General features: G+C 49.3%; 31 protein-coding genes. 30 read left to right on the forward strand and 1 reads right to left on the reverse strand.

Annotated features, from left to right (window positions below; all coding sequences use genetic code 11):
• Nucleotides 1-228: 228 nt before the first annotated feature.
• Nucleotides 229-459 (forward strand): helix-turn-helix transcriptional regulator, encoded by a 231-nt coding sequence (locus ACTOY7_RS19695; RefSeq protein ID WP_160280641.1) that lies wholly within the window; start codon nucleotides 229-231, stop codon nucleotides 457-459.
• Here ACTOY7_RS19695 and ACTOY7_RS19700 read toward each other — a convergent pair.
• Nucleotides 380-616 (reverse strand): helix-turn-helix domain-containing protein, encoded by a 237-nt coding sequence (locus ACTOY7_RS19700; protein WP_160280640.1) that lies wholly within the window; start codon nucleotides 614-616, stop codon nucleotides 380-382. The genes ACTOY7_RS19695 and ACTOY7_RS19700 overlap by 80 nt on opposite strands.
• 114 nt (nucleotides 617-730) lie before the next feature.
• On the opposite strand from ACTOY7_RS19700, the gene ACTOY7_RS19705 reads away from it, so the two are divergent.
• The 29 genes from ACTOY7_RS19705 to ACTOY7_RS19845 all read left to right on the forward strand — a co-directional run bounded on the left by ACTOY7_RS19705 (nucleotide 731) and on the right by ACTOY7_RS19845 (nucleotide 19,241).
• Complete coding sequence (locus ACTOY7_RS19705) at nucleotides 731-943, forward strand: hypothetical protein (protein ID WP_160280639.1); 213 nt, start codon at nucleotides 731-733, stop codon at nucleotides 941-943.
• Nucleotides 944-1,182: 239 nt separating this feature from the next.
• Nucleotides 1,183-1,332: a hypothetical protein gene (locus ACTOY7_RS19710; protein ID WP_482671891.1), complete on the forward strand. Its 150-nt coding sequence runs from the start codon at nucleotides 1,183-1,185 to the stop codon at nucleotides 1,330-1,332.
• Nucleotides 1,333-1,348: 16 nt separating this feature from the next.
• Nucleotides 1,349-1,519: a hypothetical protein gene (locus ACTOY7_RS19715; protein WP_482671892.1), complete on the forward strand. Its 171-nt coding sequence runs from the start codon at nucleotides 1,349-1,351 to the stop codon at nucleotides 1,517-1,519.
• A gap of 254 nt (nucleotides 1,520-1,773) precedes the next feature.
• Nucleotides 1,774-2,529: a rolling circle replication-associated protein gene (locus ACTOY7_RS19720; protein WP_482671893.1), complete on the forward strand. Its 756-nt coding sequence runs from the start codon at nucleotides 1,774-1,776 to the stop codon at nucleotides 2,527-2,529.
• A 1-nt stretch (nucleotide 2,530) separates the two neighbouring features.
• Entirely contained in the window at nucleotides 2,531-2,962 is a 432-nt protein-coding gene (locus ACTOY7_RS19725; RefSeq protein WP_394683606.1) for an RNase H family protein, read from the forward strand.
• Nucleotides 2,963-3,119: 157 nt separating this feature from the next.
• The gene (locus ACTOY7_RS19730) at nucleotides 3,120-3,605 is read left to right on the forward strand and encodes a hypothetical protein (protein WP_250779736.1); all 486 of its coding nucleotides are present in this window, start codon (nucleotides 3,120-3,122) and stop codon (nucleotides 3,603-3,605) included.
• Nucleotides 3,606-3,614: 9 nt separating this feature from the next.
• Nucleotides 3,615-5,774 (forward strand): PcfJ domain-containing protein, encoded by a 2,160-nt coding sequence (locus tag ACTOY7_RS19735; protein ID WP_482672337.1) that lies wholly within the window; start codon nucleotides 3,615-3,617, stop codon nucleotides 5,772-5,774.
• Between the two features lie 84 nt (nucleotides 5,775-5,858).
• Entirely contained in the window at nucleotides 5,859-7,337 is a 1,479-nt protein-coding gene (locus ACTOY7_RS19740; protein WP_482672338.1) for an ICP22 family protein, read from the forward strand.
• A complete protein-coding gene (locus ACTOY7_RS19745; protein WP_004068312.1) occupies nucleotides 7,330-7,695 on the forward strand; it encodes a hypothetical protein in 366 nt (121 codons plus the stop codon). The genes ACTOY7_RS19740 and ACTOY7_RS19745 overlap by 8 nt, the downstream gene beginning before the upstream one ends.
• 13 nt (nucleotides 7,696-7,708) lie before the next feature.
• Nucleotides 7,709-7,912: a hypothetical protein gene (locus ACTOY7_RS19750; RefSeq protein WP_482672339.1), complete on the forward strand. Its 204-nt coding sequence runs from the start codon at nucleotides 7,709-7,711 to the stop codon at nucleotides 7,910-7,912.
• Between the two features lie 78 nt (nucleotides 7,913-7,990).
• On the forward strand, nucleotides 7,991-8,149 hold the full coding sequence (locus ACTOY7_RS19755) for a hypothetical protein (RefSeq protein WP_482672340.1): 159 nt from the start codon (nucleotides 7,991-7,993) through the stop codon (nucleotides 8,147-8,149).
• 132 nt (nucleotides 8,150-8,281) lie between these two features.
• Nucleotides 8,282-8,473: a hypothetical protein gene (locus ACTOY7_RS19760; protein ID WP_482672341.1), complete on the forward strand. Its 192-nt coding sequence runs from the start codon at nucleotides 8,282-8,284 to the stop codon at nucleotides 8,471-8,473.
• Nucleotides 8,470-8,733: a glutathione peroxidase gene (locus ACTOY7_RS19765; RefSeq protein WP_482671686.1), complete on the forward strand. Its 264-nt coding sequence runs from the start codon at nucleotides 8,470-8,472 to the stop codon at nucleotides 8,731-8,733. The genes ACTOY7_RS19760 and ACTOY7_RS19765 overlap by 4 nt, the downstream gene beginning before the upstream one ends.
• Complete coding sequence (locus ACTOY7_RS19770; protein WP_482671687.1) at nucleotides 8,730-9,539, forward strand: DNA adenine methylase; 810 nt, start codon at nucleotides 8,730-8,732, stop codon at nucleotides 9,537-9,539. The genes ACTOY7_RS19765 and ACTOY7_RS19770 overlap by 4 nt, the downstream gene beginning before the upstream one ends.
• A 23-nt stretch (nucleotides 9,540-9,562) precedes the next feature.
• Nucleotides 9,563-9,877: a hypothetical protein gene (locus ACTOY7_RS19775; RefSeq protein WP_482671688.1), complete on the forward strand. Its 315-nt coding sequence runs from the start codon at nucleotides 9,563-9,565 to the stop codon at nucleotides 9,875-9,877.
• A gap of 44 nt (nucleotides 9,878-9,921) precedes the next feature.
• Nucleotides 9,922-10,404 carry a sigma-70 family RNA polymerase sigma factor gene (locus ACTOY7_RS19780; protein ID WP_482671689.1) on the forward strand — a complete coding sequence of 161 codons (483 nt, stop codon included), beginning with the start codon at nucleotides 9,922-9,924 and terminating at the stop codon, nucleotides 10,402-10,404.
• Nucleotides 10,405-10,558: 154 nt separating this feature from the next.
• Entirely contained in the window at nucleotides 10,559-10,963 is a 405-nt protein-coding gene (locus ACTOY7_RS19785; protein ID WP_482672342.1) for an HNH endonuclease, read from the forward strand.
• A 118-nt stretch (nucleotides 10,964-11,081) separates the two neighbouring features.
• Nucleotides 11,082-11,564, forward strand: coding sequence for a phage terminase small subunit P27 family (locus tag ACTOY7_RS19790; protein ID WP_482671691.1), 483 nt, complete (start codon nucleotides 11,082-11,084; stop codon nucleotides 11,562-11,564).
• Nucleotides 11,564-13,315, forward strand: coding sequence for a terminase large subunit (locus tag ACTOY7_RS19795; protein ID WP_482671697.1), 1,752 nt, complete (start codon nucleotides 11,564-11,566; stop codon nucleotides 13,313-13,315). Before ACTOY7_RS19790 ends, ACTOY7_RS19795 begins: the two co-directional genes overlap by 1 nt.
• A gap of 2 nt (nucleotides 13,316-13,317) precedes the next feature.
• A complete protein-coding gene (locus ACTOY7_RS19800; protein WP_482671692.1) occupies nucleotides 13,318-14,604 on the forward strand; it encodes a phage portal protein in 1,287 nt (428 codons plus the stop codon).
• Entirely contained in the window at nucleotides 14,579-15,250 is a 672-nt protein-coding gene (locus ACTOY7_RS19805; protein ID WP_160284605.1) for a head maturation protease, ClpP-related, read from the forward strand. Before ACTOY7_RS19800 ends, ACTOY7_RS19805 begins: the two co-directional genes overlap by 26 nt.
• Before the next feature lie 28 nt (nucleotides 15,251-15,278).
• Complete coding sequence (locus ACTOY7_RS19810; RefSeq protein WP_482671693.1) at nucleotides 15,279-16,496, forward strand: phage major capsid protein; 1,218 nt, start codon at nucleotides 15,279-15,281, stop codon at nucleotides 16,494-16,496.
• Between the two features lie 33 nt (nucleotides 16,497-16,529).
• Nucleotides 16,530-16,808 (forward strand): phage head-tail connector protein, encoded by a 279-nt coding sequence (locus ACTOY7_RS19815; RefSeq protein WP_004075974.1) that lies wholly within the window; start codon nucleotides 16,530-16,532, stop codon nucleotides 16,806-16,808.
• Entirely contained in the window at nucleotides 16,808-17,128 is a 321-nt protein-coding gene (locus ACTOY7_RS19820; RefSeq protein WP_482671694.1) for a hypothetical protein, read from the forward strand. Before ACTOY7_RS19815 ends, ACTOY7_RS19820 begins: the two co-directional genes overlap by 1 nt.
• The gene (locus tag ACTOY7_RS19825) at nucleotides 17,115-17,510 is read left to right on the forward strand and encodes a hypothetical protein (protein ID WP_482671695.1); all 396 of its coding nucleotides are present in this window, start codon (nucleotides 17,115-17,117) and stop codon (nucleotides 17,508-17,510) included. The genes ACTOY7_RS19820 and ACTOY7_RS19825 overlap by 14 nt, the downstream gene beginning before the upstream one ends.
• Complete coding sequence (locus ACTOY7_RS19830) at nucleotides 17,507-17,842, forward strand: phage tail protein (RefSeq protein ID WP_160284600.1); 336 nt, start codon at nucleotides 17,507-17,509, stop codon at nucleotides 17,840-17,842. Before ACTOY7_RS19825 ends, ACTOY7_RS19830 begins: the two co-directional genes overlap by 4 nt.
• Nucleotides 17,843-17,845: 3 nt before the next feature.
• Entirely contained in the window at nucleotides 17,846-18,607 is a 762-nt protein-coding gene (locus ACTOY7_RS19835) for a major tail protein (protein ID WP_160284599.1), read from the forward strand.
• A gap of 14 nt (nucleotides 18,608-18,621) precedes the next feature.
• Nucleotides 18,622-19,068, forward strand: a complete 447-nt coding sequence (locus ACTOY7_RS19840; protein ID WP_160284598.1) for a hypothetical protein — start codon at nucleotides 18,622-18,624, stop codon at nucleotides 19,066-19,068.
• A gap of 32 nt (nucleotides 19,069-19,100) precedes the next feature.
• Nucleotides 19,101-19,241 (forward strand): hypothetical protein, encoded by a 141-nt coding sequence (locus ACTOY7_RS19845; protein ID WP_482671696.1) that lies wholly within the window; start codon nucleotides 19,101-19,103, stop codon nucleotides 19,239-19,241.
• Nucleotides 19,242-19,326 lie beyond the last annotated feature (85 nt).

The following is a 19,326-nucleotide window of genomic DNA, read 5'->3' on the forward strand; positions in this document are numbered from 1 at the left end:
ATCGGTTTGCTTGTTATACGATTTTGTGATTGACATTTTCTTTTCTCCTTCATGCTAAATATTCTACATATATTTTAGCATATTTAGTGCAAAAAGTCAAGCGCTTTTCGTATATTTAGCATAAATTAAAAAATGATTGAGACGCTACACTAGAAAAAACTACTTTGAAATAAGAAAAAGATTAAGCAACAAGTACAACCAGTGATTCATAAAAAGGTGAAAGTAGAAATGCGGAAGAATTTAAAAGAAGCCCGCCAGAGGGCGGGCATGACGCAGCAGCAGATGGCGGATAAGTTAGAAATCAGCCTTGTTTATTATCAAAAAATTGAACAAGGGAGTAGAACAGGAGACTTTGTATTATGGGATATGCTTGAAGATATCACTGGGGTACATCAACGGATACTCCGAGAGATTTCAAATAATCATCTCGACAAAGAATCCAATCCGTTGGCACATTAAAAAGGTCAGCTAATTTTATCAATGTGTCAAGGGATGGAGAGCGCATGGACTGCTCATATTTTTGGTAGGCATTTACAGTCATTCCGAGAATGTCAGCTACCTGTTGTTGTGTGAGATTACAGTTTAAGCGGGCAGAGCGAAGCCTTTTTCCATACATTGTAAACCTCCTAAAATAAGTGTTGACTTTACATACAAATTGTACTACTATATAAAAAAAGAAAAAACATACAATATGTACTAGTACAAATAGTATGTAAAGGAGGAGATACACATGGGAACTAAAACATTAACGCCACCATATGGAATTGCAATCGTAGGGAAGCACTGTATCAACTGTGCAAAATATTTCCAGTACTACTGGCGCAGACATGAAGGGAAGCTGGATATACATACAGCGGTTGATTGTGGATATTGTGAGCAGCATTCCAGAAATACAAGACCTGGAAACAAGTGCAGGGAATATGAAGATAGGGAAAATGATTAGTAGTTATAAGCAACAAGTACAACCAGTGATTCATATGGATTAATTAAGAAGATGGAGGTGGTGTAGATTGATTGTTGAAACTATGAAGCTGGGGGAGTGCACCTGCAAGATTGACGATTCAGCATATGCTGAAAAATCGGAAGAAGAAATTGAGCGGATAATCAACAATTTTTCGCAGTTTATTTTAGAGTGTATGCAAAAGAAGGAAACCGCCTGAGGGCGGTAGAGAGGACAAGCCTATGGATAAATACGACCGTGCATTTGCCAAGCACCGGCAGAAGAAACGGAAGCAGCGTACAGCGCTGATCCTGTGTGCCTGCAGCCTGGCGCTGGGGTACGTGCTGGGGAACCTGTCCTGCCTGGCTCTGTTGATCTATTTTGCAAGATAACAAGGAAGGAGAACAAATGGCAGCAGGAACGTATGGAACATACAGGGGGATGGCATGGGTGCCGTGGATTCGGTGGGAGGACAATACGATCCAGTGCGCCCCTGCCGGTCTGGACACCATGGAGCAGGTTAAAGAGTACGCAGAGAGGAGATCCGTTGAAACAGGGATGGGGTATGTGATCTTATGATCAGCGGAGGAGACAGGATAGAGGATCCGGCGGAAGCATCTTCCGGGATGATGCCTGCTCTGTATGGATGCAGCTTGAAAACAGCAAAAAATTAACACATCCATTCGCACTGGATGTGTTAAAAAATGGCTTTCGGCCACACGGATATATAGACAATATCAGTATACATCCGTGGGGCCCGAAAGTCAAGGGAAATGGGGATTTTTTGCCCATTTTATCACTTGATAAAGATATTAAATATAGGACGAGGATGTATGGGTACGATAAGAAAAATATACAGGTTTGAAAAGTTTATCGAGATAGAGGAATACCATGACGGAAGGTATGGAGCTCCGGGAAAGAAACGGGAGAAAAAGAAAAAGCCTACACCGGAGCAGATGGAAAAAGTCAATCAGATGAACCGGGAGAAGAAGACCAGGTGGCGGATGCGGGAGTATTTCAAAGAGAATGATTATTTTACTACGCTGACTTACCGGAAGGAGGAACGCCCTCCGGATATGAAGCAGGCGAAGGAGGACTTCAAGAGGTTCATCCGGAAGATGAAAGACTGGTATCGGAAGAAGGGGTATGAGATCTTCTGGATCCGGAATATCGAACACGGAACAAAGGGAGGGTGGCATGTGCACCTGGTGATCAACCGGATTGAGGATACGGACATCCTGCTGACAAAAGCCTGGCCCCATGGGAAGGTGATCAACGAGCTGATGTATGAGAAGGGAGGCTTCGCAGACCTGGCAGCTTACATAACGAAGACAGAGAAAACGGGGGAGTCTGAGGAACCGGAGAAAAAAGGAAGGAAGATCAAGGAAGCCAGTCATTCCGCGTCAAGGAACATGCCCCTGCCGAAACCGAAGATACGGAGGCTGATTCGCTGGCCGAAGGAGCCCTATGTGAAGAAGGGATGGATCCTGGAAAAGGGGACATGCCATGAAGGCATCAATCCGGTGACCGGCTATCAGTACAGGCACTACACACTGATGAAGCCGACGAATCCGCACAGGAGGATCTGATATGAAGACAGTGAAGGTATTTGTAAAGACCAGCCTGCAGGGGCCGTGTATCCGAGATGGAAGATATGCGGCGGTTGTGGAGTACATAAGCAGCAAAGGAGCGGTCACCAGGGAGATATCCGGGGAAGAGAAGGAGACCACCTACAACCGGAGCGTGCTCCTGGCAGTCATCCGGGCGCTGGACCTGCTGAAGGTGGCGTGCAGCGTGACGGTCTATACGGATTGCGTCTTTGTAAAGAATACAGCGGAGCGGGGCAGCCTGGAAGACTGGCGGAGGAGTGAATGGAAGAAGGCCGGAGGCGGGGAAGTGAAGAACCGGGATCTGTGGCAGCAGTTCACGGAGCTGGCGGACCGGCATGAAATCGTATTCCGATTCAGTAAACACAACGATTACAGCCATCGGCTGACGGAATTACTGGAAGCAGGACAGTGAACGCAGGAAAATGCCGCCGCATTCAGTAAATGCAAGGAAAACAGGGAATGACGTGCGGGAAAACTGCCGCAGATCGGCAGAGGAATGTGGAAAAGTGGTCCCGCATTCAGTAAATCAGGGAAAAATGAGGATTTTTGCAAGAATGGAGGATGGACATATGTTTGATAAGTTTGGAGAGTTTGATTCCTATGAGGAGATTAACGAGCTGGCGGAAAATCTCTTCAACGAAGGAGACATGGGAAGCCTGAAAGCAATGGCGGAGGAGAACGGGATCCAGAAGGAAATTGTGGAAATGTATATGCAGGGAGACCTGCCGATGCTCTGCGATCCGCTGACGGCGGCAGTCGGCAAGATCGAGGTGGAAGCTGAGGAGCTGAAGCCGAAGGAGATTATGGAGGACTGGGTGGAATATCTGAAAGGCCAGTGCATGGAGAATGAGGAGATTGCCCTGGCGGTCCGCGGGAAGGGGAGATCCTTAAAGGGATGCATCGAAGAGCTGCTCAAATGGTCCTTCAAGAACAAGATCGGGATTGATAAAGATATATTGAAGGCAGCAGGCGTAACCGCTTCCAGGGTGGCACTCGGAATCCCGGGGATGGGACGGGCGAAAAAGATCATCAGGGACTACTACATGGGAAAGTAGGCGGAACGGATGAAAAAGAAAGCGATTGAGAAAATACCGTATTTGGGGTTAAAGAAAACCAGCAGAAAGAAAGAGGTGAAATATATCGGAGTCACAGCGGTCAAGATCGTGGGACATGAAAAGCATCTTTTTCTTGAGGTGTATCGGAACCATAAAGGATCAAAAGACACGCCGGCGGTGCGGATCGTGCTCACAAAGAAAGATTTCGGGACATATTGGCCGGAACGGGAGGAATGGACACGGCAGAAAGTGAAAACAGACAGTTGCTATGGGGGACTGATATGGGCAGAACGATCAGACACCTGGCGGGCAGAGAAAGAAAACGTCCTGCAGAGTACGGAGGATCTGGAAAGGATCAAAAAATTCTGCAAGGCTACAGTCTACAATGAGTCACACTGGTGGCAATACATATACAGGCATGAGGACGATATTGTGATAACGGACAGACGGAACAGAGAGCACAGAAAATATCTACGCCGTCAGGAGGCACTGGCAGACAGAATGGCACATACTGGGGAACTGCCGGAGAAAATGATTCTGGAAAGAGCAGATAGAGTGTATTTCCAAGAAGAGCATTACCTGTATTACAAAAAGCATGGCAGTTGGGCAAAGATAGCCTGCAGCAAATGCGGAGGAGTGACAGACGCAAGATGGAGAAACGGGATCTCCTATGAAAGCCAGTTACAGAGATGGACGGAAGAACCGAGGGAGGGCAGATATGGGACCTGTCCGATGTGTGGAGTGCGTGGAAAGTATAAATGTCAGGGAAAAGTGAAAGGAACGCACAGTAAGTCTGTCTATCTGTTTTTGGGACAGAAGTACAAAGAAAATGGAATGGTCATGCGGTATGTGGAAGTGGAGAAAAAGTGGATACTGGGATTCATTTGTGGGGATAAAGGCACGGAAATGTACAACGCCTGTGAAGAGCTCTCCGGAATAGAGATTGCAAGAGCGTATTTTGAGCCGGGCAAAAAGACCCAGATAGACTATCACAAGCATGATCCGTATAGGGGGAAGGATTTCTGGGATGATTGCAACCTGCAAGGCATGAATAATATTTCAATAAACGCAGGGCAGATCATGCGGGAAACCTATGAGGAAATGAAAGAGACCATGTTCCGGTACAGCGCATTACAGGAATACGCAAAGAGTGCGGGAGAGATCAATCCGATTGATTACCTGGAGCGTTATAGCAAGACACCACAGATTGAGATCATGGTAAAGATGGGGCTGGATCACGTGGTAGAAAAACTGGTCAAATGCTATTACGGCATTATTGCTGATCAGAATGCAAGACGGCCGGATCAGTTCCTGGGAATCCGAAAGGAAAGGGTAAAGCAGCTCATCCGAAAGAAAGGAGACATACAGATCCTGGAAGTCATGCAGATGGAGAAACGTCTGGGCGAGAACTGGACAGAGGGGCAGATTGAACATCTGGCAGAGACTCATTTAAGCGGAGTACAGGTGGAAATGGCCACCAGATACATGACATTGCAGAAACTACTCAACCGTATAGAAAAATATGCCGGCTGTGGGTATGGGACAGAGTGCGGAAACGCGTCAGAGCGGATCAGGCACACGGCCACAACCTATACGGACTATCTGAGCATGAGGCTGTCCTTGGGTTATGATCTTAACAATACGGTATATCAACAGCCGCGGGATTTAGGAGAGGCACATACCAGGATGGTACTGGAAACGAACAAAGAGGAGATGGATAAACATCTAAAACAAGCGGCAGAGAAGTATCCGGAGATCCGCCGCGCCTATAGAAGCCTGAGAAAGAAATATTTTTACGAGGATGACAGCTATCTCATCAGACCGGCCAGGTCGGCGGAGGAAATTGTCACGGAGGGGCGGCTGCTCCACCATTGTGTGGGAGGAGACACTTACCTGAGCAAACACAACACGGGAAAGACATACATACTGATGCTGAGGCACAAGACAGAGCCGGATGTTCCATACATCACGGTTGAGATAGATGCCAGGAATCCAAGGATCATCCAGTGGTACGGAAATAAGGACGGGAAACCGGACAAAGAAAATATGCAGGCATGGCTGGACACCTGGCTGATGAAATTAAAAACGGGAACGCTGTCGGTATATGAAAATGACGGATATAAGAGTCAGGAAGTACGGATACGGGTGCCGGCCGCGGCGTCGGCGTAGGAATCGGAAATGATGGGGATGTATCAAATCAACGTCATGCTTGGCTAGAAAAATATAAATTATTTGGATGCAGGGAGGTACGGGATGGAATATGTACAGATGACGCTCACTGACTGGGTGGAGATGAAGCAGAAGCTGAGAAGGGAACTGCTTGGGATCAAGCAGAGCTTTGTGCGGATCGGCTTCATGCTCCGGCAGATTGAGGAACAGAAGCTATATGAAAATGACGGATATAAGAGCATAGCGGAGTTTGCCAAGGCGGAGCTGGGGCTGGAAGCATCTACCACAAGCCGATTTATCAGCATCAACCGGGAATATTCCGCAGATGGATATTCCGAGATACTGAGTCCGGAATACGCAGAGCTAGGGAGGAGCCAGCTGGAAGAGATGCTGAAGCTGCCGGAGGAGGACCGCTGCATGGTACAGCCGGAGACTTCAAGGCAGGACATCCGGGATCTGAAAAAGTTCAATAAGGCGGAGCCGGAAATGGGCGTGGCCGATGACCTACGGGAGGTGATCAAGAATTTTTACAAGGACAACGAAGAGATCCTGAATGCGGTATTTTCTGAAAAGGACCTGGGGACTGAGAAGGAAAACATCAAGAGCCTGGCGGAGATCATCAACCCGTCAGGGAACCGTTCCTACAAGAAGGGCCTGTTCTTCCTGATCATGTATGAGGATAAGATTGCCGTCAAAAAGTTCGGTGCTTCTCCCCAGGAAATAACCTGGGAGGAGTTCATCGGGGTGACGGTGGATATTTTCAGGGATGCGGCAGAAGGCAGGAATACCTGGCAGAGATACTTCGGGAAGGAAGAAGCTGAGAAGAGTACTCCTGTAGATGCTGCACAGGCAGGGGAAGCTGATCCTGGCGATGCGGGAGATTCAGAGAAGGCTGAAGGTGAAGAAACGGCGGAAACACTGAATACGGAGAGAAGTCAGAAAGATCAGAATGAAAAAGATCCGGAAGAACCGCAGAAGAAAGATGAAGAGAATCCGGACGGGCAGCAGGCGTCTGTTGAGAAAGAGCTGGACGGACAGCAGGCATACGCTGAAAAAGATGCGGATGGGCAGCAGGCATTCGGGGAAATTGCAATTGCGCCGGCGCAAAAAACGCCTGAAAACACGGAAGCGGAAGAGGATTCTATGGAGCCGGAACCGCAGATGAAGACAGAAAGTGTACCGGAGAACATGCCGGAAGATGACGAGATTCCAGGGCAGATGGAACTTACGAAAGATATGCCGGAATATTGCCCGCAGTTCATGAACGAACCGGAAGAAACAGGTCAAAACCAAATTGCGCCGGCGCAAAAAACGCCTGAAAATACTGAACGGGAAGCCGATTTACAGGAGGCGGAAGATCCGGAAAAAATGGACAGGCCCTATGGCACCAGAAAAGCATACCTAGATAAACAGACAGAATATACAGCGGCGTTATACATAACCGCATTCATAAAAGATCTGCGGAGCAAGACATTTACGGATCTGACTGACGCTGGACGATGGGAAAAGTGGCTGAAAACGGAAGTGGATGATCATGGAGAGGAGATTGATATTGTTGAGTGAAAACAGCGGACTGACGATTCCAAAGCCGCAATGGAAGAAAAAAAGGAAGCGGCATAAGCAAAGCATCCTGAATACAGAAAAGGGCACCTGTTTTCTTTGCGCGAGACTGCACAATGATCATAGGCAGAAATATACAGAAGATCACCATATCCTCTTCGGATCCGGCCAGCGTGATATTTCCGAGGCGGAAGGGCTGAAAGTAGATCTGTGTCTGGATCATCACAGGGCAGGGCCGGAAGCAGTGCATAACAATCAGGAAATGCGGGAGCTGCTCTGCCGGATCGTCCAGGAAGAATATGAGAAGAGCCATACCAGGGAAGAATGGATGGAGATCAGCAGGAAGAATTATTTGGAATGAGGGAGGACCGGCGATGGAACCAGGAAGCCTTGCGATTGGGGATCATGTAGAATTCCGGAACGGGGAACGGACAGAAACCGGATATGTGACATTTATAACAGGATGGTATGACTATGAATATATCGACATCGGCAGCAGGCCGGTGATGCAGAACGGGCAGAAAAGCACGATCGTAGATATAGAGGATATTATAAGGAAGGTACCTCCGCTGGAATAGGCGTATGGATACACAGGCAGGTATGTCACACAGCGTACAAGCCATCTTTCTTCATCTTCCGGCCTATGGTGCCGGAGGATGGGGAATACTGAGATAGCGGAAAAGACGGGAATAAAATACGTTACGGTATGGGCCGCGGCAAAAAAGATCCGGGAACAGCTGGCGGAAACAAAGGGGAAGAACGCTGACCGCCATCTGTGCAAGACCTGCAAATACAGGGCGGCAGCTTACATCTAAAACGGATCAGGGATCAAATGTGAATATGCTTTGAAATCCGGGAAGCGTTCCCGGGGATGCGATGTGGAAGACTGCGACAAGTATGAGAAGGGCGCGCCGGTCAGGGTGAAGGATGAAGCATGAGGAAAAGATATGAAAAATTTAGATAAAATAACTGCGGAAATGATGGGATATGTCTGTGACGTTCTCTGTAAATATCCAGAGATGGAGCCAGACGAGGAATCACTGGCGGAAATTTGTGACGGATGCAGGATGGGAGAGTTCCTTTGCGATATACTCAGCCATGAAGGAGCCAAAATAAACGAAACGGAGAAAAGATCATGAACAGGAATAAAAAAGGCGTCATGCCGGAGATTACCAGGGAAGTATACAAAAACGTCAAAAAGTTCGACCGCCAGCAGTTCACTGGGTTCTGCACGGACCTGTACAAGTACGGATACGAGGACGGCAGGGAGAGCGTTCCGGGAGTAGAACTGGAAGAGGTCATGACAGCGGTTGCGTCTGCAAGGGGAGTCGGAAAGAGGACATTGGACAATATCAGGAACCGTGTAGAGCAGCTGTTTAGGAAGGATTTAGAAGAATGAGATCAGTGCTAAATTATCCAGGAAGCAAGAAGCGAATCGCTTCCTGGATTATCAAACACATGCCGCCCCACCACAGCTACCTGGAACCATATTTTGGATGTGGAGCCGTGCTGTTTGCAAAGCAACCGGCCCCGATCGAAACGGTCAACGACCTAGACGGGGAAGTGGTGAATTTCTTCCGGGTGATCCGGAATCCCGGAAGCCGGGAGAAGCTGCAGGAACGGATCACCTATACGCCATACGCCAGGCAGGCATATGAAGAGGTTGTTCGGGATGATCCGGTGGAGCCGGTGGAGCGCGCTGCCTGTTTTGCAGTGAAATCCATGCAGAGCCACGGTTTCCGTATGACCAGAGACAGTGGAGGGTGGAAAAAGGACGTGAATGGAAGGGAATATGCATATGCTGTCAAGTACTGGAACGAGCTGCCGGAGTGTATCGCAGAGATGGCAATAAGGCTAAAACAGGTACAGATTGAGAACCGGCCAGCGTTGGATCTGATCAAGGACTATGACCATGAAAATGTGCTGATGTACCTGGATCCGCCATATGTGTGGTCAACCAGGGGAGGGAGGAAACAGTATAATCACGAAATGTCAGATCAGGATCACATAGAGTTGCTGGAGGTGGTGACTGGCAGCAAGGCGAAGGTCACGATCTCCGGCTATGACTGCGAATTGTATGACTTTTACCTGGGAAATTGGAATAAAGTGCAGATTGCGGCCAGGGCGCAGGATAACAAGCGGCGGATTGAGACATTGTGGATGAACTACAATCTGGAAGCGGAGCAGATCAAGCTTCAAATTTAAAGGGAGGTAAAAAAAAGGAAATTATGAAGAAATTAAGCGATATGGCAAAAATATACGCAAAGTCATATGTCCAACTACCATATGGACGGGAAATTGAAGGGACGGCGGAATTGTTGCTGCAGGTGGCTGAAAAGCTGACAGAATACGAGGAGATTATAGACAAACTGGCGACCTATGTTGTTGGGAGTGTTAATTATTGTCCGATCAGCGATAAAACAATAATCCGTCACGGATGCGTGGGCCTCCGTAAGCCTGGGTGTAAAGAGTGCATGCTGGAGCACATGGAGGATTTTAAGGCCCCGCCCAGAATAAGCTATGTCAAAATATCTACAAGGTAGTTGAGTCCTGGAAGTACGGAGCCGTGATATAAATAAAAAGGGGAGTGGTTGCATTGGACAAAGATAAAGCAAGGACAGCGGCAGTCAAAGAAGAGAACGAGAAAAAGAAAGAATACCTGAAAAGCTATCTGCAGCATGTCCGCAGGATTCACCGCATAAATGAAGAGATCCGGGAGATCCGTTCCATGAGGGCTTCCATATCATTGAACAATGACGGCATGCCCCATGGATCCGGCCAGGAAGATCTGTCAGGATATGCCGCGGAACTGGATGACATGGAACGGGACCTGATACAGGAACGGTATCACCGGATTCGGACATACCAGGACATTGCTGCCAGGATCAAGAGGCTGTCCAGCGAAAATGAGAAGGATGTTCTGTTCTATCGCTACATAAAGGGGCTTGACTGGTGGGAGATCGCGGAGAAGATGCGGTATTCCGAGCGGCAGGTACATCGGTTCCATGGTAAAGCACTGGCCCATATCCGCTTGCCTGAAAATCTAAAAGATGTCATAGAATGTCAGTAACATCTGTGATATTATGGTAGCATCGAAAAGCAAGGGAAGAGGGAACTTCCGGAGCTGGACGATCAAACCGAACCCTCATGTTATGAAAGGCGTTCTGCACCAAGATGCAGGGCGTTTTTTGCATATCAAAACAAATGGAAAGGGGGGAGATACTATGCCGCTATACAAACGCTGCAGCAGATGCGGCCAGCGCATCCCGTCAGGTTCAACCTGCACCTGCATCAAAGCCAGGCACAAAGAGTATGACCGATACAGCAGGGACAGGAAAAGCAAACAGTTCTATGGCAGCAGGGAATGGATCCGGATCCGGTCGGCAGCAATGGAAGCCGATGAAGGCATGGATGTCTATCTCTTCATGACGGAAGAAAAGCTGGTGCCGGCCGACACAGTACATCACATCATCCCACTGCAGGATGACTGGCAGAAGCGCATGGACATCAACAACCTGATGAGCTTAAGCCACGAGACACACAGCATGATCGAACAGATGTACAAAAAAGAGAAACCCGGAACACAGAAAAAATTACAGAAGATGCTTTCAGAATACCGAAACAGATAGGGGAGGGGCATGCGGAAAAGTTTTGGGCGGCCAGGATCGACCGCACGTCCTCCCTTCTTCACATAAATTTCCGAATACGAAAAATAAGTTGGCAAAAACGGAAAGGAGGGGGATCCAGATGGGGAGGCCAAGGAAGATCGTGGACATGCAGAGCGCCCACAACACGAAGGATGAGAAGCAGAAAAAGAAGCAGGAAGAGCGGTATGTGACCACCGGAAGGAACCAGCTGAGGACCCCGCCGAAATGGCTGGTGGATGATGTGGCAAGAAAAGAGTGGCGCCGGATCGTCAAGGAGCTGAATCAGATCGACATTGTAGGGAACTTGGATTACGCAAACCTGGCCGGATACTGCAACGCATACGCCAACTATATCAAAGTGACGGAAGCCATGCGGGATCAGGATTACTGCATAGAGCGTGAGACCAGGACCGGGACGATCACAGTCAAGAATCCGATGGTCGATATCCAGAAGACCTACGCCTCAGAGATGCGGCGCTTCGCTTCCCTGTGCGGGCTGACGATAGACTCCCGGCTGAAAGCGGCGGTCAATAAAAGGGACAAAAAAGAGAATGAGATCATGGAGGAGTTTGGTGCGATTTGATGGAAGTATATGAGAATATCAAACAGTATGCCCAGAAGTGCATAACAGGGGAAATTATCAGCTGTAAAAAGCACAAGTGGGCCTGCCAGAGGTTCCTGGCAGACGCAGAAAAATTTGAGACAGACCAGGACTATCCCCATTACTGGAGTGAAGATTCCGCAAAGAACATCATAGACTGGTTTGCGCTTCTGCGGCATTCAAAAGGAGTTTTGGCCGGGGAGCCGATCAATCTGACAGACTGGCAGCAGTTCCGGATCTGCCAGCTGTACGGATGGAAGCGGAAAAAGGATGGAAGGCGGCGTTTTAAGAAATCCTTCACAGAGGTAGCCCGTAAAAATGCAAAATCTCAGGAAGAGGCGGGGATCGCCCTTTATGAGATCTCTGTGATGGCGGCCAAAAACAAAGAACTTTGTGAATTTTATACAGCCGGTGTAAAAAGAGAGCAGTCCAAGATCGTATTTAACGAGGCCGGATTGATGCTCCGGGGATCGCCGCTGCGTGGAAAGTTCAATGTAACGAGGGATTCCATTGTACATATCAGGTCAGGGAGCTTCATAAGGGCGCTGAGTAAAGAGGATGGAAAATCAGGGGACGGAACCAATCCAGCGGGAATCTGTATTGATGAGTATCATCAACACAAGACAACAGAATTTTATGACCTGGGGCTTGGATCCAATACAAAGGAGCCGCTGCTCATGATCATCACAACGGCGGGGATGGATCTGACATATCCCTGTTATGTGACGGAATATACCTACTGCTCCAAAATATTGGATCCGGATTCGGATGTGGAGAATGAGGAATACCTGGTTGATATATGCGAGATGGATTCGGAGGACTATGAGGATATCGGCGGGCTGGATGATGAAAGCCTCTGGGAAAAGGCAAACCCGATCCGCATGACGTATGAAGAAGGGAAGGAAAAGATCCGGGAAGAGTATAAGATCGCAAAGGAAATTCCGGAGCATATGACGGCCTTCCTGACGAAGTGCTTAAACGTCTGGGTGCAGGCCAAAGAGAACGGCTACATGGATATGGCGAAGTGGAAAGCCTGTGAGACGGACGTGATCCTGATAGATACCCGCGGTATGAGCGTATATGTGGGCTTTGATATGTCCGCAAAGACGGACCTGACCTCAATAGCATTTATCATTCCATACAAGTCCGGTGAGTTTGATGCCGAAGGAAAAGAGATCGTGAAGTATATCGTATACTCCCATTCCTTCATTCCGAACCGTGAGAAGCTGATGGAAAGAAAGGCCAAAGACAAAGTCGATTATGACGCATGGGAACGGATGGGATTCCTGACAGTGACGAACACGCCGATCGTGGACCAGAGCGCTGTTATGAAGTATGTATTGGAGACCTGCGAAAAAAATGAATGGAAGATCGAGTGCCTTTGCTTCGATCCGGCCAATGCAGCCAAGCTGATGATGGACTTGTCGGACGAAGGCTACACCGTGGAAGAGGTATTCCAGAGCCATAAGTCGCTGAATGAATCGACCCAGGGCTTCCGGGAACAGGTATACTGCCGGAATATATTGTATACGTATAACCCTCTTCTGAATTACTCCATGAGTAATGCGGTGATCCGGCAGAACCAGGGGCTGATAAAGATTGATAAGGATGCGACAACAAAGAGGATTGACCCGGTGGACGCGATACTGTGCGCATTCAAACTGGCGATGTATCATACATTTGGATCGGATTTTCTGGATTCGATCGATGCGTTTTTGGAAAGTGAGTGGTAATTATGGGAGTATGGAACAGAATCAGGAATGTATGGGCGGCGTTGACCATGCCGACGGCAAACTTGGAGGATGAAGAACTGTTGGACTGGCTGGGAATCACAACCAGGGATAAGAGGAAGATCAGCGAGGTGACATATTTCACCTGTATGAAAATGCTGTCGGAGACAATGGGAAAATTGCCGCTGAAATATTACCAGGATACACCGGAGGGGAAGATCCGGGCGGAACCGACAGATATGACAAGGCTTTTGACAGTCCGGCCGAACCCGGTCATGACGCCCACCACGCTGTGGTCTTCCGTTGAGCTGAACTGTCAGCATTACGGAAATGCGTATGTATGGATACAGAGGAACTTCCTTGCGGATCGGTATGGCGGGGAGGTCATAAACTATGGATTGTGGCTGATGCCGTCTTCTGATGTCACCGTGCTGATGGACGACGCGGGAATCTTCCGGGAAAAGGGAAAGCTGTATTACCAGTACACGGATGCGAAGACCGGGGAACTGTATGTATTCCCCCAGGAGGATGTCATGCATTTTAAGACAGGGTACAGCCTGAATGGGATCATGGGGGAGCCGGTCCGGAAGATCATAGGATCATCCATTGACGGAGCGCTGGAAAGCCAGACCTTCATGAACCATCTCTATGAGCAAGGGCTGACTGCAAGCGCGGTGATGTATTTTCCGGCAGGTGAGCTGGATGGAAAGCGGCGGAAGGAACTGCAGAACCGGTATGAAAAATATCTAACCGGGAGCAAAAATGCCGGGAAGATCGTACCGGTTCCGATCGGGCTGGAATTGAAGCCGCTGAACATGAGCCTGACAGACGCCCAGTTCTTTGAACTGCGGAAATATTCGGCGCTGCAGATCGCCGGGGCTTTCGGGATCAAACCGAACCAGATCAACAATTATGAAAAGTCCAGCTATGCCAACAGTGAGACGCAGCAGCTGGCTTTTTTAGTAGATACCATGTCATACCGGATGAAGGCGTATGAAGAGGAGATCAATTATAAATGTCTGAACCCGAAGGAGATCAGGGAAGGGTATTACTATAAATACAATGAAAAAGTGATCCTCCGGACAGATTCGAAAACACAGATGGAAAATCTGGCGTCTGCGGTAAATAATGGCATCTATACGGCAAACGAGGCAAGGGAATATCTGGATCTTCCGCAGAAGGATGGAGGCGATATCCTGATGGTGAATGGAAACTATATGCCGATCACTATGATAGGACAGCAATACAGGAAAGAAGGTGAAGGAAATGAAGGAAGCGAAGATCAGGGGTGACATTATCAACAATGATACCAAATGGATCTATGACTGGCTGGAATGGGAATCTACATGCCCGAACGATATCAAGTCCGTAATTGATACGCTGGATCCGGGGGAGGAGCTGCGCGTGCTCGTGAACAGTGGGGGCGGGGATGTATACGCAGGCCAGGAGATCTACACGCTCCTGAGAAAATGTAAGAACTCTGTTGCGGAGATCGACAGCCTGGCGGGCAGTGCTGCCGGTGTGGCGGCCATGGGGGCCGCCCGTGTACTGATCAGCCCGGTGGGGATGATCATGATCCACAACGTAACCGGAAGCGGGTACACAAGCGGAGATTATCACCTGTATGAAAAGCGGGCCAAGGCATTGAAGGAGCTGAACGCAGCGCTGGCCAGTTCTTACTCGGAGAAGTCCGGGAAACCCCTGGAAGAGATCTTGAAGATCATGGACCGGGAGACCTGGCTGACGGCAAACCAGGCGATCGAGATGGGATTTGCGGATGAAACCCTGGGGGCCGGGATGCAGGTCACAAATGCCTATGACGGACTCCGGCTGACGGAAGAGATCCGGCAGAGGGTCATCCAGGAAAAGGCGGAAGCCGATCAAAACGAGAAACTGAAAAAAGAGATTCTGGGAGACTTGGAGCTGTACGGCGTCTAAGTCTTTCTTCGTGGAAGGGAGAAACAAGATGAATAAAAAGTTATTGGAATTACTGAATGCGATCAATGAAAAGAAGCTGGCGATCCAGAACCTGGTAGCAGCAGGAAGCCTGGAGGAGGCACTGGCAGAGAAGAATGAACTGAAAGAAATGCAGAATAAGTTTGACCTGCTCAAAGACCTGGATGATGATGGCCTGGAGGAAATGCGGAACCGCGCGGCAGCAGGCACCGCGGAGACAGCTCCGTCAGGGGGGACAGATCCGGAAGAGCCTGGAGTTCCGAAAGATGCCGTGCATGAGTTTGCCAATGCCGCAAGGAGAAGGTTCCGGGTGTCTGATGATATGAGCGAGGGCAGCAATCCGGACGGCGGATATACGGTACCGGAGGACATCCAGACAAGGATTAACGAAAGACGGGAGGCGAAGGCGTCCCTGATCAATCTGGTGGATGTGGAGTCTGTTGCCACGAATAAAGGTTCCAGGACATTTAAAAAGAGGACGCAGCAGACCGGCTTCACCCAGATCGGGGAGGGCGGAAAGGTTCCAAAGAAGGATACCCCGCAGTTTGAGCGGATGGATTATGAGATCAAAAAGTATGCGGGATATTTCCCGGTGACCAATGAGCTGTTTGAGGATTCTGACGCCAACATCAGCTCTGTGCTGATCACCTGGATCGGTGACGAATCCCGTGTGACCAGGAATCAGATCATCCGTACCGTGATCAATAAGAAGGAAAAAACGGCATTGTCCGGGCTGGACGATATCAAGAAGGCACTGAACGTTACACTGGGAGCGGCTTTCAAGTCCACATCCAGGATTGTGACGAATGATGACGGGCTGCAGTATCTGGATACGCTCAAAGATTCCGACGGGAAGTATTTATTGCAGCCGAATCCGGCCGACCCGATGCAGATGCGGCTTTGCGCCGGCGCAACGGTGGTCCCGGTGGAAGTGATCCCGAACGCGGATTTCCCTTCTGACGTAGCTACGGCAAAGAAGAGGAAGATACCGATGGTCATCGGTGACCTGAAAGAAGGGATCAAGTTCTTCGACAGGAAGCAGCTTACGATCATTTCCTCCAACATTGCCTCAGCGGGAAGCCTGAACGCTTTTGAGGAGGACCTGACCTTGTTCCGGGCGATTGAACGGGAGGACTGCCAGATGAAGGATGACCAGGCGTTTGTGAACGGGGAGATCACGATCGACGATGCATCAGTAGCAGGCGGGGAAACGCCGGCAGCAAAATAAGAATGGCCGTCAGGCAGCAGGAGATGAGATATCATGTTAGAAATCGTGAAAAACAGATGCGGGATTGCGGGATCCGTTACAGTCTATGACGCGGACATTGAGCTGTATATCAAAGACTGCCTGGCGGATATGGCCGCATCCGGGGTTCCGGAACGGCTCCTTGTAAATACGGATGACTATGAGGGCGTGGTCACGGCGGTCAGCCTGTATGTAAAGGCATACCTGGGAAACGACCGCACGGACACGGAGAAGTACCTGCAGCTCTACCGGAAGAAAGTATTCCGGCTTTCCCTGGAAGAAGGTGGTTCCTGATGTGGAATGGAAGTATCAGGTTTCTAAAAAAAGGAAACAGCACTCAGGACAAAGACGGGTTTTACCAGCCGGCGGGGGAACTTTCAGAGAGCATCCCGGCCAGCTTTACGGATGTGACCCGGAATGATGAGATCCTGGCATCCCAGGAAGGGTATACAGCGGATCAGAATATTGAGATCCTGGCCTGTAATTATTCCGGGGAGGGCAGCCTGATGGATGAATCAGACGGAAGCATTTACGAGGTCAGGCGGACATACCGGAGGGACAGGTCAATGAGTATGGTCCTGACCTGCGAAAGGAGGCAGAATGGCACAATTTGAAGTGGAAGGCATTGACGACCTGATGAAGGAACTCTCTTCGCTGGATGCGGAGAGGCTGGCCCCGGTGATGCTGGAAGAGGCCGTTCCCATCTTGGAGGACGCTGTGGTGAAGGGTGCGTCTGCACATAAGGACACAGGGGCAATGGTCGATTCCATAAAACCGTCCGGGGCATCCAGGAACCAGAAGGGGTATTATATCTGCGTGCGCCCCACGGGGAAGGATAAAGACGGAGTGAGGAATATGGAGAAGATGGCAGCCCTGGAATACGGCGTGGGCGGACGGCAGGCGGCAACGCCTGTCCTGACCCCGGCCGTCCATACGGCGGAAGAGCCGGTGCTGAAAAAGATGCAGGAAGTATTTGACAGGGAGACAAAAGGATGACGGAATTTGAAAAGATTATAGCGGCGATCAAGCCCTTTGGATTTCCTCACGCTCCGGATATCTATGAGGGCAGTGAGGAACATTTTTTTGTGTATAATTACGCGGACGAAAGGGCTGATTTTTATGCCGACAATGCGCCGGCAGCAGTCAGGGCAAGCGTACAGGTACACCTTTACGTCCCGGCAGAAGAAAATTTCATCGAACTGAAAAACAAGGTGCGGAGGGCGCTGCATCAGCAGGGCTTTACCTATCCAGAGGTTACGGTACTGAGAGAAGCGAAGAAGCGTCACCTCGTCTTTGAGTGTGACATTGAGGAAGAATTGGAGGAATAGGTTATGGCATATGTAGGATTAGCAAAACCAACGGTAGCGAAACTGGATGAAAGCGCGGGGACTCCGAAGTATACGGACGGCTTTACTTGCGGTAAAGCGATGGCATTGGATATCAGCCCGCAGTATGCGGAGGGGTCACTGTTTGCGGATAACAAAAAATTAGAATCCGATAAGGAATTTAAGTACGCGGACGTAACGCTGGGGACAGATACTCTGCCGATCCAGGCACATAAGGTCATGTTTGGGCATGAGGTTTCCAAAGAGGGGGAAAGCGGTACATCCATCAAAAACAGGACAACGGATTCATCCAATTATGTGGGGCTAGGGATCTATATGGATGAAAAGGTGGACGGCCTGAAGAAATATGTTGCGATGTGGATCTATAAAGTGAAGTTTGCGGAAGGGCAGGAGAGCTTCAAAACGAAAGGGGACAACATTGAGTACCAGACGCCTTCTATTGGAGGACAGGCAATCGGGATTGATGATAACCTGTGGAAAGAAACTAGGATCTACGATACGGAGAAGGAGGCCCAGGACTGGATTGATGAAATGGCCGGAATCAAGCAGGCTCAGACACCGGAAGGGGGCGGAGAATCAGGAAGCGGAGGAGGCTCCGGAGAAGGTGAGGTTTCTGGTGGTGTAGATGAGAGCGGAAAGCCCGGAGGCGATGGCACGGAAGATGAAGGAACCAGTGGAGGAACAACCGGCGGTGAATCGGGCGGTGAGGAAACAGGAGGAGAAGAAAACGGCGGGGAGACTGTCTGAACAGGAGGTAAGACATGTTTGAGGAATTAAAGTATATTGAACTGTCCGGGGAAAAGTACCCGGTTAAGTGTGACCTGGTGGTCTTGGAAAAGATTCAGGATGAGTTCGGATCCCTGGATACATTTGAAACAAAGATTTACCCATGGGTTCCGATACTGGATGCGGAAGGGGAAAAGGTCATGGATGAAGAGGGAAACGTGGAGACAGAATTTCAGATGCCGGATATCCCGGCCGTGAACACGGCGCTCTTCTTCATGGTAAATGAAGGCGAGGAGATCGCGGCGGAGAAGGAAGGCCGGGAGCCGCGATCTTATTCCAGGAATGAGATCGCCCGCAAGGTGGATATCAGCCCGGTAAGACTTGCGCTGAAGCTCCACGAGGAATATTATCGGTGTTTCGAACTAAAAAACGAGAAGACCACGCAGGATCAGAAGAGCCGGAAGAGGGAAGCAGACAGTTAGATTTTGCGTGGCTGGTGTTCATGGGGCTGCAGATGGGGTATACAGAAAAGGAAGTCTCCAGGATGTACCTGGGAAAGTGGCTGGAGTTGTATACCCATTTCAAATGGTTCCATAATTTCAAGATGAAAAGGTGCATTTTCGAGGAAAAAAGGAAGGTCAGCTCCGACGCTTAAATATTTTTTGTTTTGAAATCATACGTAATTTAAAGACATTAAGACGGTTTGGTAAAGAGGCGGGAAATTATTTCTTCGCACTCAG

The organism is Schaedlerella sp. (assembly GCF_056796775.1).

What these genes read in the sequence shown, in the direction of transcription:
- ACTOY7_RS19695 (WP_160280641.1), top strand. Translation starts at nt 229, where the DNA reads ATGCGGAAGAATTTAAAAGAAGCCCGCCAGAGGGCGGGCATGACGCAG.
- ACTOY7_RS19700 (WP_160280640.1), bottom strand. Translation starts at nt 616, where the DNA reads ATGTATGGAAAAAGGCTTCGCTCTGCCCGCTTAAACTGTAATCTCACA.
- ACTOY7_RS19705 (WP_160280639.1), top strand. Translation starts at nt 731, where the DNA reads ATGGGAACTAAAACATTAACGCCACCATATGGAATTGCAATCGTAGGG.
- ACTOY7_RS19710 (WP_482671891.1), top strand. Translation starts at nt 1,183, where the DNA reads ATGGATAAATACGACCGTGCATTTGCCAAGCACCGGCAGAAGAAACGG.
- ACTOY7_RS19715 (WP_482671892.1), top strand. Translation starts at nt 1,349, where the DNA reads ATGGCAGCAGGAACGTATGGAACATACAGGGGGATGGCATGGGTGCCG.
- ACTOY7_RS19720 (WP_482671893.1), top strand. Translation starts at nt 1,774, where the DNA reads ATGGGTACGATAAGAAAAATATACAGGTTTGAAAAGTTTATCGAGATA.
- ACTOY7_RS19725 (WP_394683606.1), top strand. Translation starts at nt 2,531, where the DNA reads ATGAAGACAGTGAAGGTATTTGTAAAGACCAGCCTGCAGGGGCCGTGT.
- ACTOY7_RS19730 (WP_250779736.1), top strand. Translation starts at nt 3,120, where the DNA reads ATGTTTGATAAGTTTGGAGAGTTTGATTCCTATGAGGAGATTAACGAG.
- ACTOY7_RS19735 (WP_482672337.1), top strand. Translation starts at nt 3,615, where the DNA reads ATGAAAAAGAAAGCGATTGAGAAAATACCGTATTTGGGGTTAAAGAAA.
- ACTOY7_RS19740 (WP_482672338.1), top strand. Translation starts at nt 5,859, where the DNA reads ATGGAATATGTACAGATGACGCTCACTGACTGGGTGGAGATGAAGCAG.
- ACTOY7_RS19750 (WP_482672339.1), top strand. Translation starts at nt 7,709, where the DNA reads ATGGAACCAGGAAGCCTTGCGATTGGGGATCATGTAGAATTCCGGAAC.
- ACTOY7_RS19755 (WP_482672340.1), top strand. Translation starts at nt 7,991, where the DNA reads ATGGGGAATACTGAGATAGCGGAAAAGACGGGAATAAAATACGTTACG.
- ACTOY7_RS19760 (WP_482672341.1), top strand. Translation starts at nt 8,282, where the DNA reads ATGAAAAATTTAGATAAAATAACTGCGGAAATGATGGGATATGTCTGT.
- ACTOY7_RS19765 (WP_482671686.1), top strand. Translation starts at nt 8,470, where the DNA reads ATGAACAGGAATAAAAAAGGCGTCATGCCGGAGATTACCAGGGAAGTA.
- ACTOY7_RS19770 (WP_482671687.1), top strand. Translation starts at nt 8,730, where the DNA reads ATGAGATCAGTGCTAAATTATCCAGGAAGCAAGAAGCGAATCGCTTCC.
- ACTOY7_RS19775 (WP_482671688.1), top strand. Translation starts at nt 9,563, where the DNA reads ATGAAGAAATTAAGCGATATGGCAAAAATATACGCAAAGTCATATGTC.
- ACTOY7_RS19785 (WP_482672342.1), top strand. Translation starts at nt 10,559, where the DNA reads ATGCCGCTATACAAACGCTGCAGCAGATGCGGCCAGCGCATCCCGTCA.
- ACTOY7_RS19790 (WP_482671691.1), top strand. Translation starts at nt 11,082, where the DNA reads ATGGGGAGGCCAAGGAAGATCGTGGACATGCAGAGCGCCCACAACACG.
- ACTOY7_RS19795 (WP_482671697.1), top strand. Translation starts at nt 11,564, where the DNA reads ATGGAAGTATATGAGAATATCAAACAGTATGCCCAGAAGTGCATAACA.
- ACTOY7_RS19800 (WP_482671692.1), top strand. Translation starts at nt 13,318, where the DNA reads ATGGGAGTATGGAACAGAATCAGGAATGTATGGGCGGCGTTGACCATG.
- ACTOY7_RS19805 (WP_160284605.1), top strand. Translation starts at nt 14,579, where the DNA reads ATGAAGGAAGCGAAGATCAGGGGTGACATTATCAACAATGATACCAAA.
- ACTOY7_RS19810 (WP_482671693.1), top strand. Translation starts at nt 15,279, where the DNA reads ATGAATAAAAAGTTATTGGAATTACTGAATGCGATCAATGAAAAGAAG.
- ACTOY7_RS19815 (WP_004075974.1), top strand. Translation starts at nt 16,530, where the DNA reads ATGTTAGAAATCGTGAAAAACAGATGCGGGATTGCGGGATCCGTTACA.
- ACTOY7_RS19820 (WP_482671694.1), top strand. Translation starts at nt 16,808, where the DNA reads ATGTGGAATGGAAGTATCAGGTTTCTAAAAAAAGGAAACAGCACTCAG.
- ACTOY7_RS19825 (WP_482671695.1), top strand. Translation starts at nt 17,115, where the DNA reads ATGGCACAATTTGAAGTGGAAGGCATTGACGACCTGATGAAGGAACTC.
- ACTOY7_RS19830 (WP_160284600.1), top strand. Translation starts at nt 17,507, where the DNA reads ATGACGGAATTTGAAAAGATTATAGCGGCGATCAAGCCCTTTGGATTT.
- ACTOY7_RS19835 (WP_160284599.1), top strand. Translation starts at nt 17,846, where the DNA reads ATGGCATATGTAGGATTAGCAAAACCAACGGTAGCGAAACTGGATGAA.
- ACTOY7_RS19840 (WP_160284598.1), top strand. Translation starts at nt 18,622, where the DNA reads ATGTTTGAGGAATTAAAGTATATTGAACTGTCCGGGGAAAAGTACCCG.
- ACTOY7_RS19845 (WP_482671696.1), top strand. Translation starts at nt 19,101, where the DNA reads ATGGGGTATACAGAAAAGGAAGTCTCCAGGATGTACCTGGGAAAGTGG.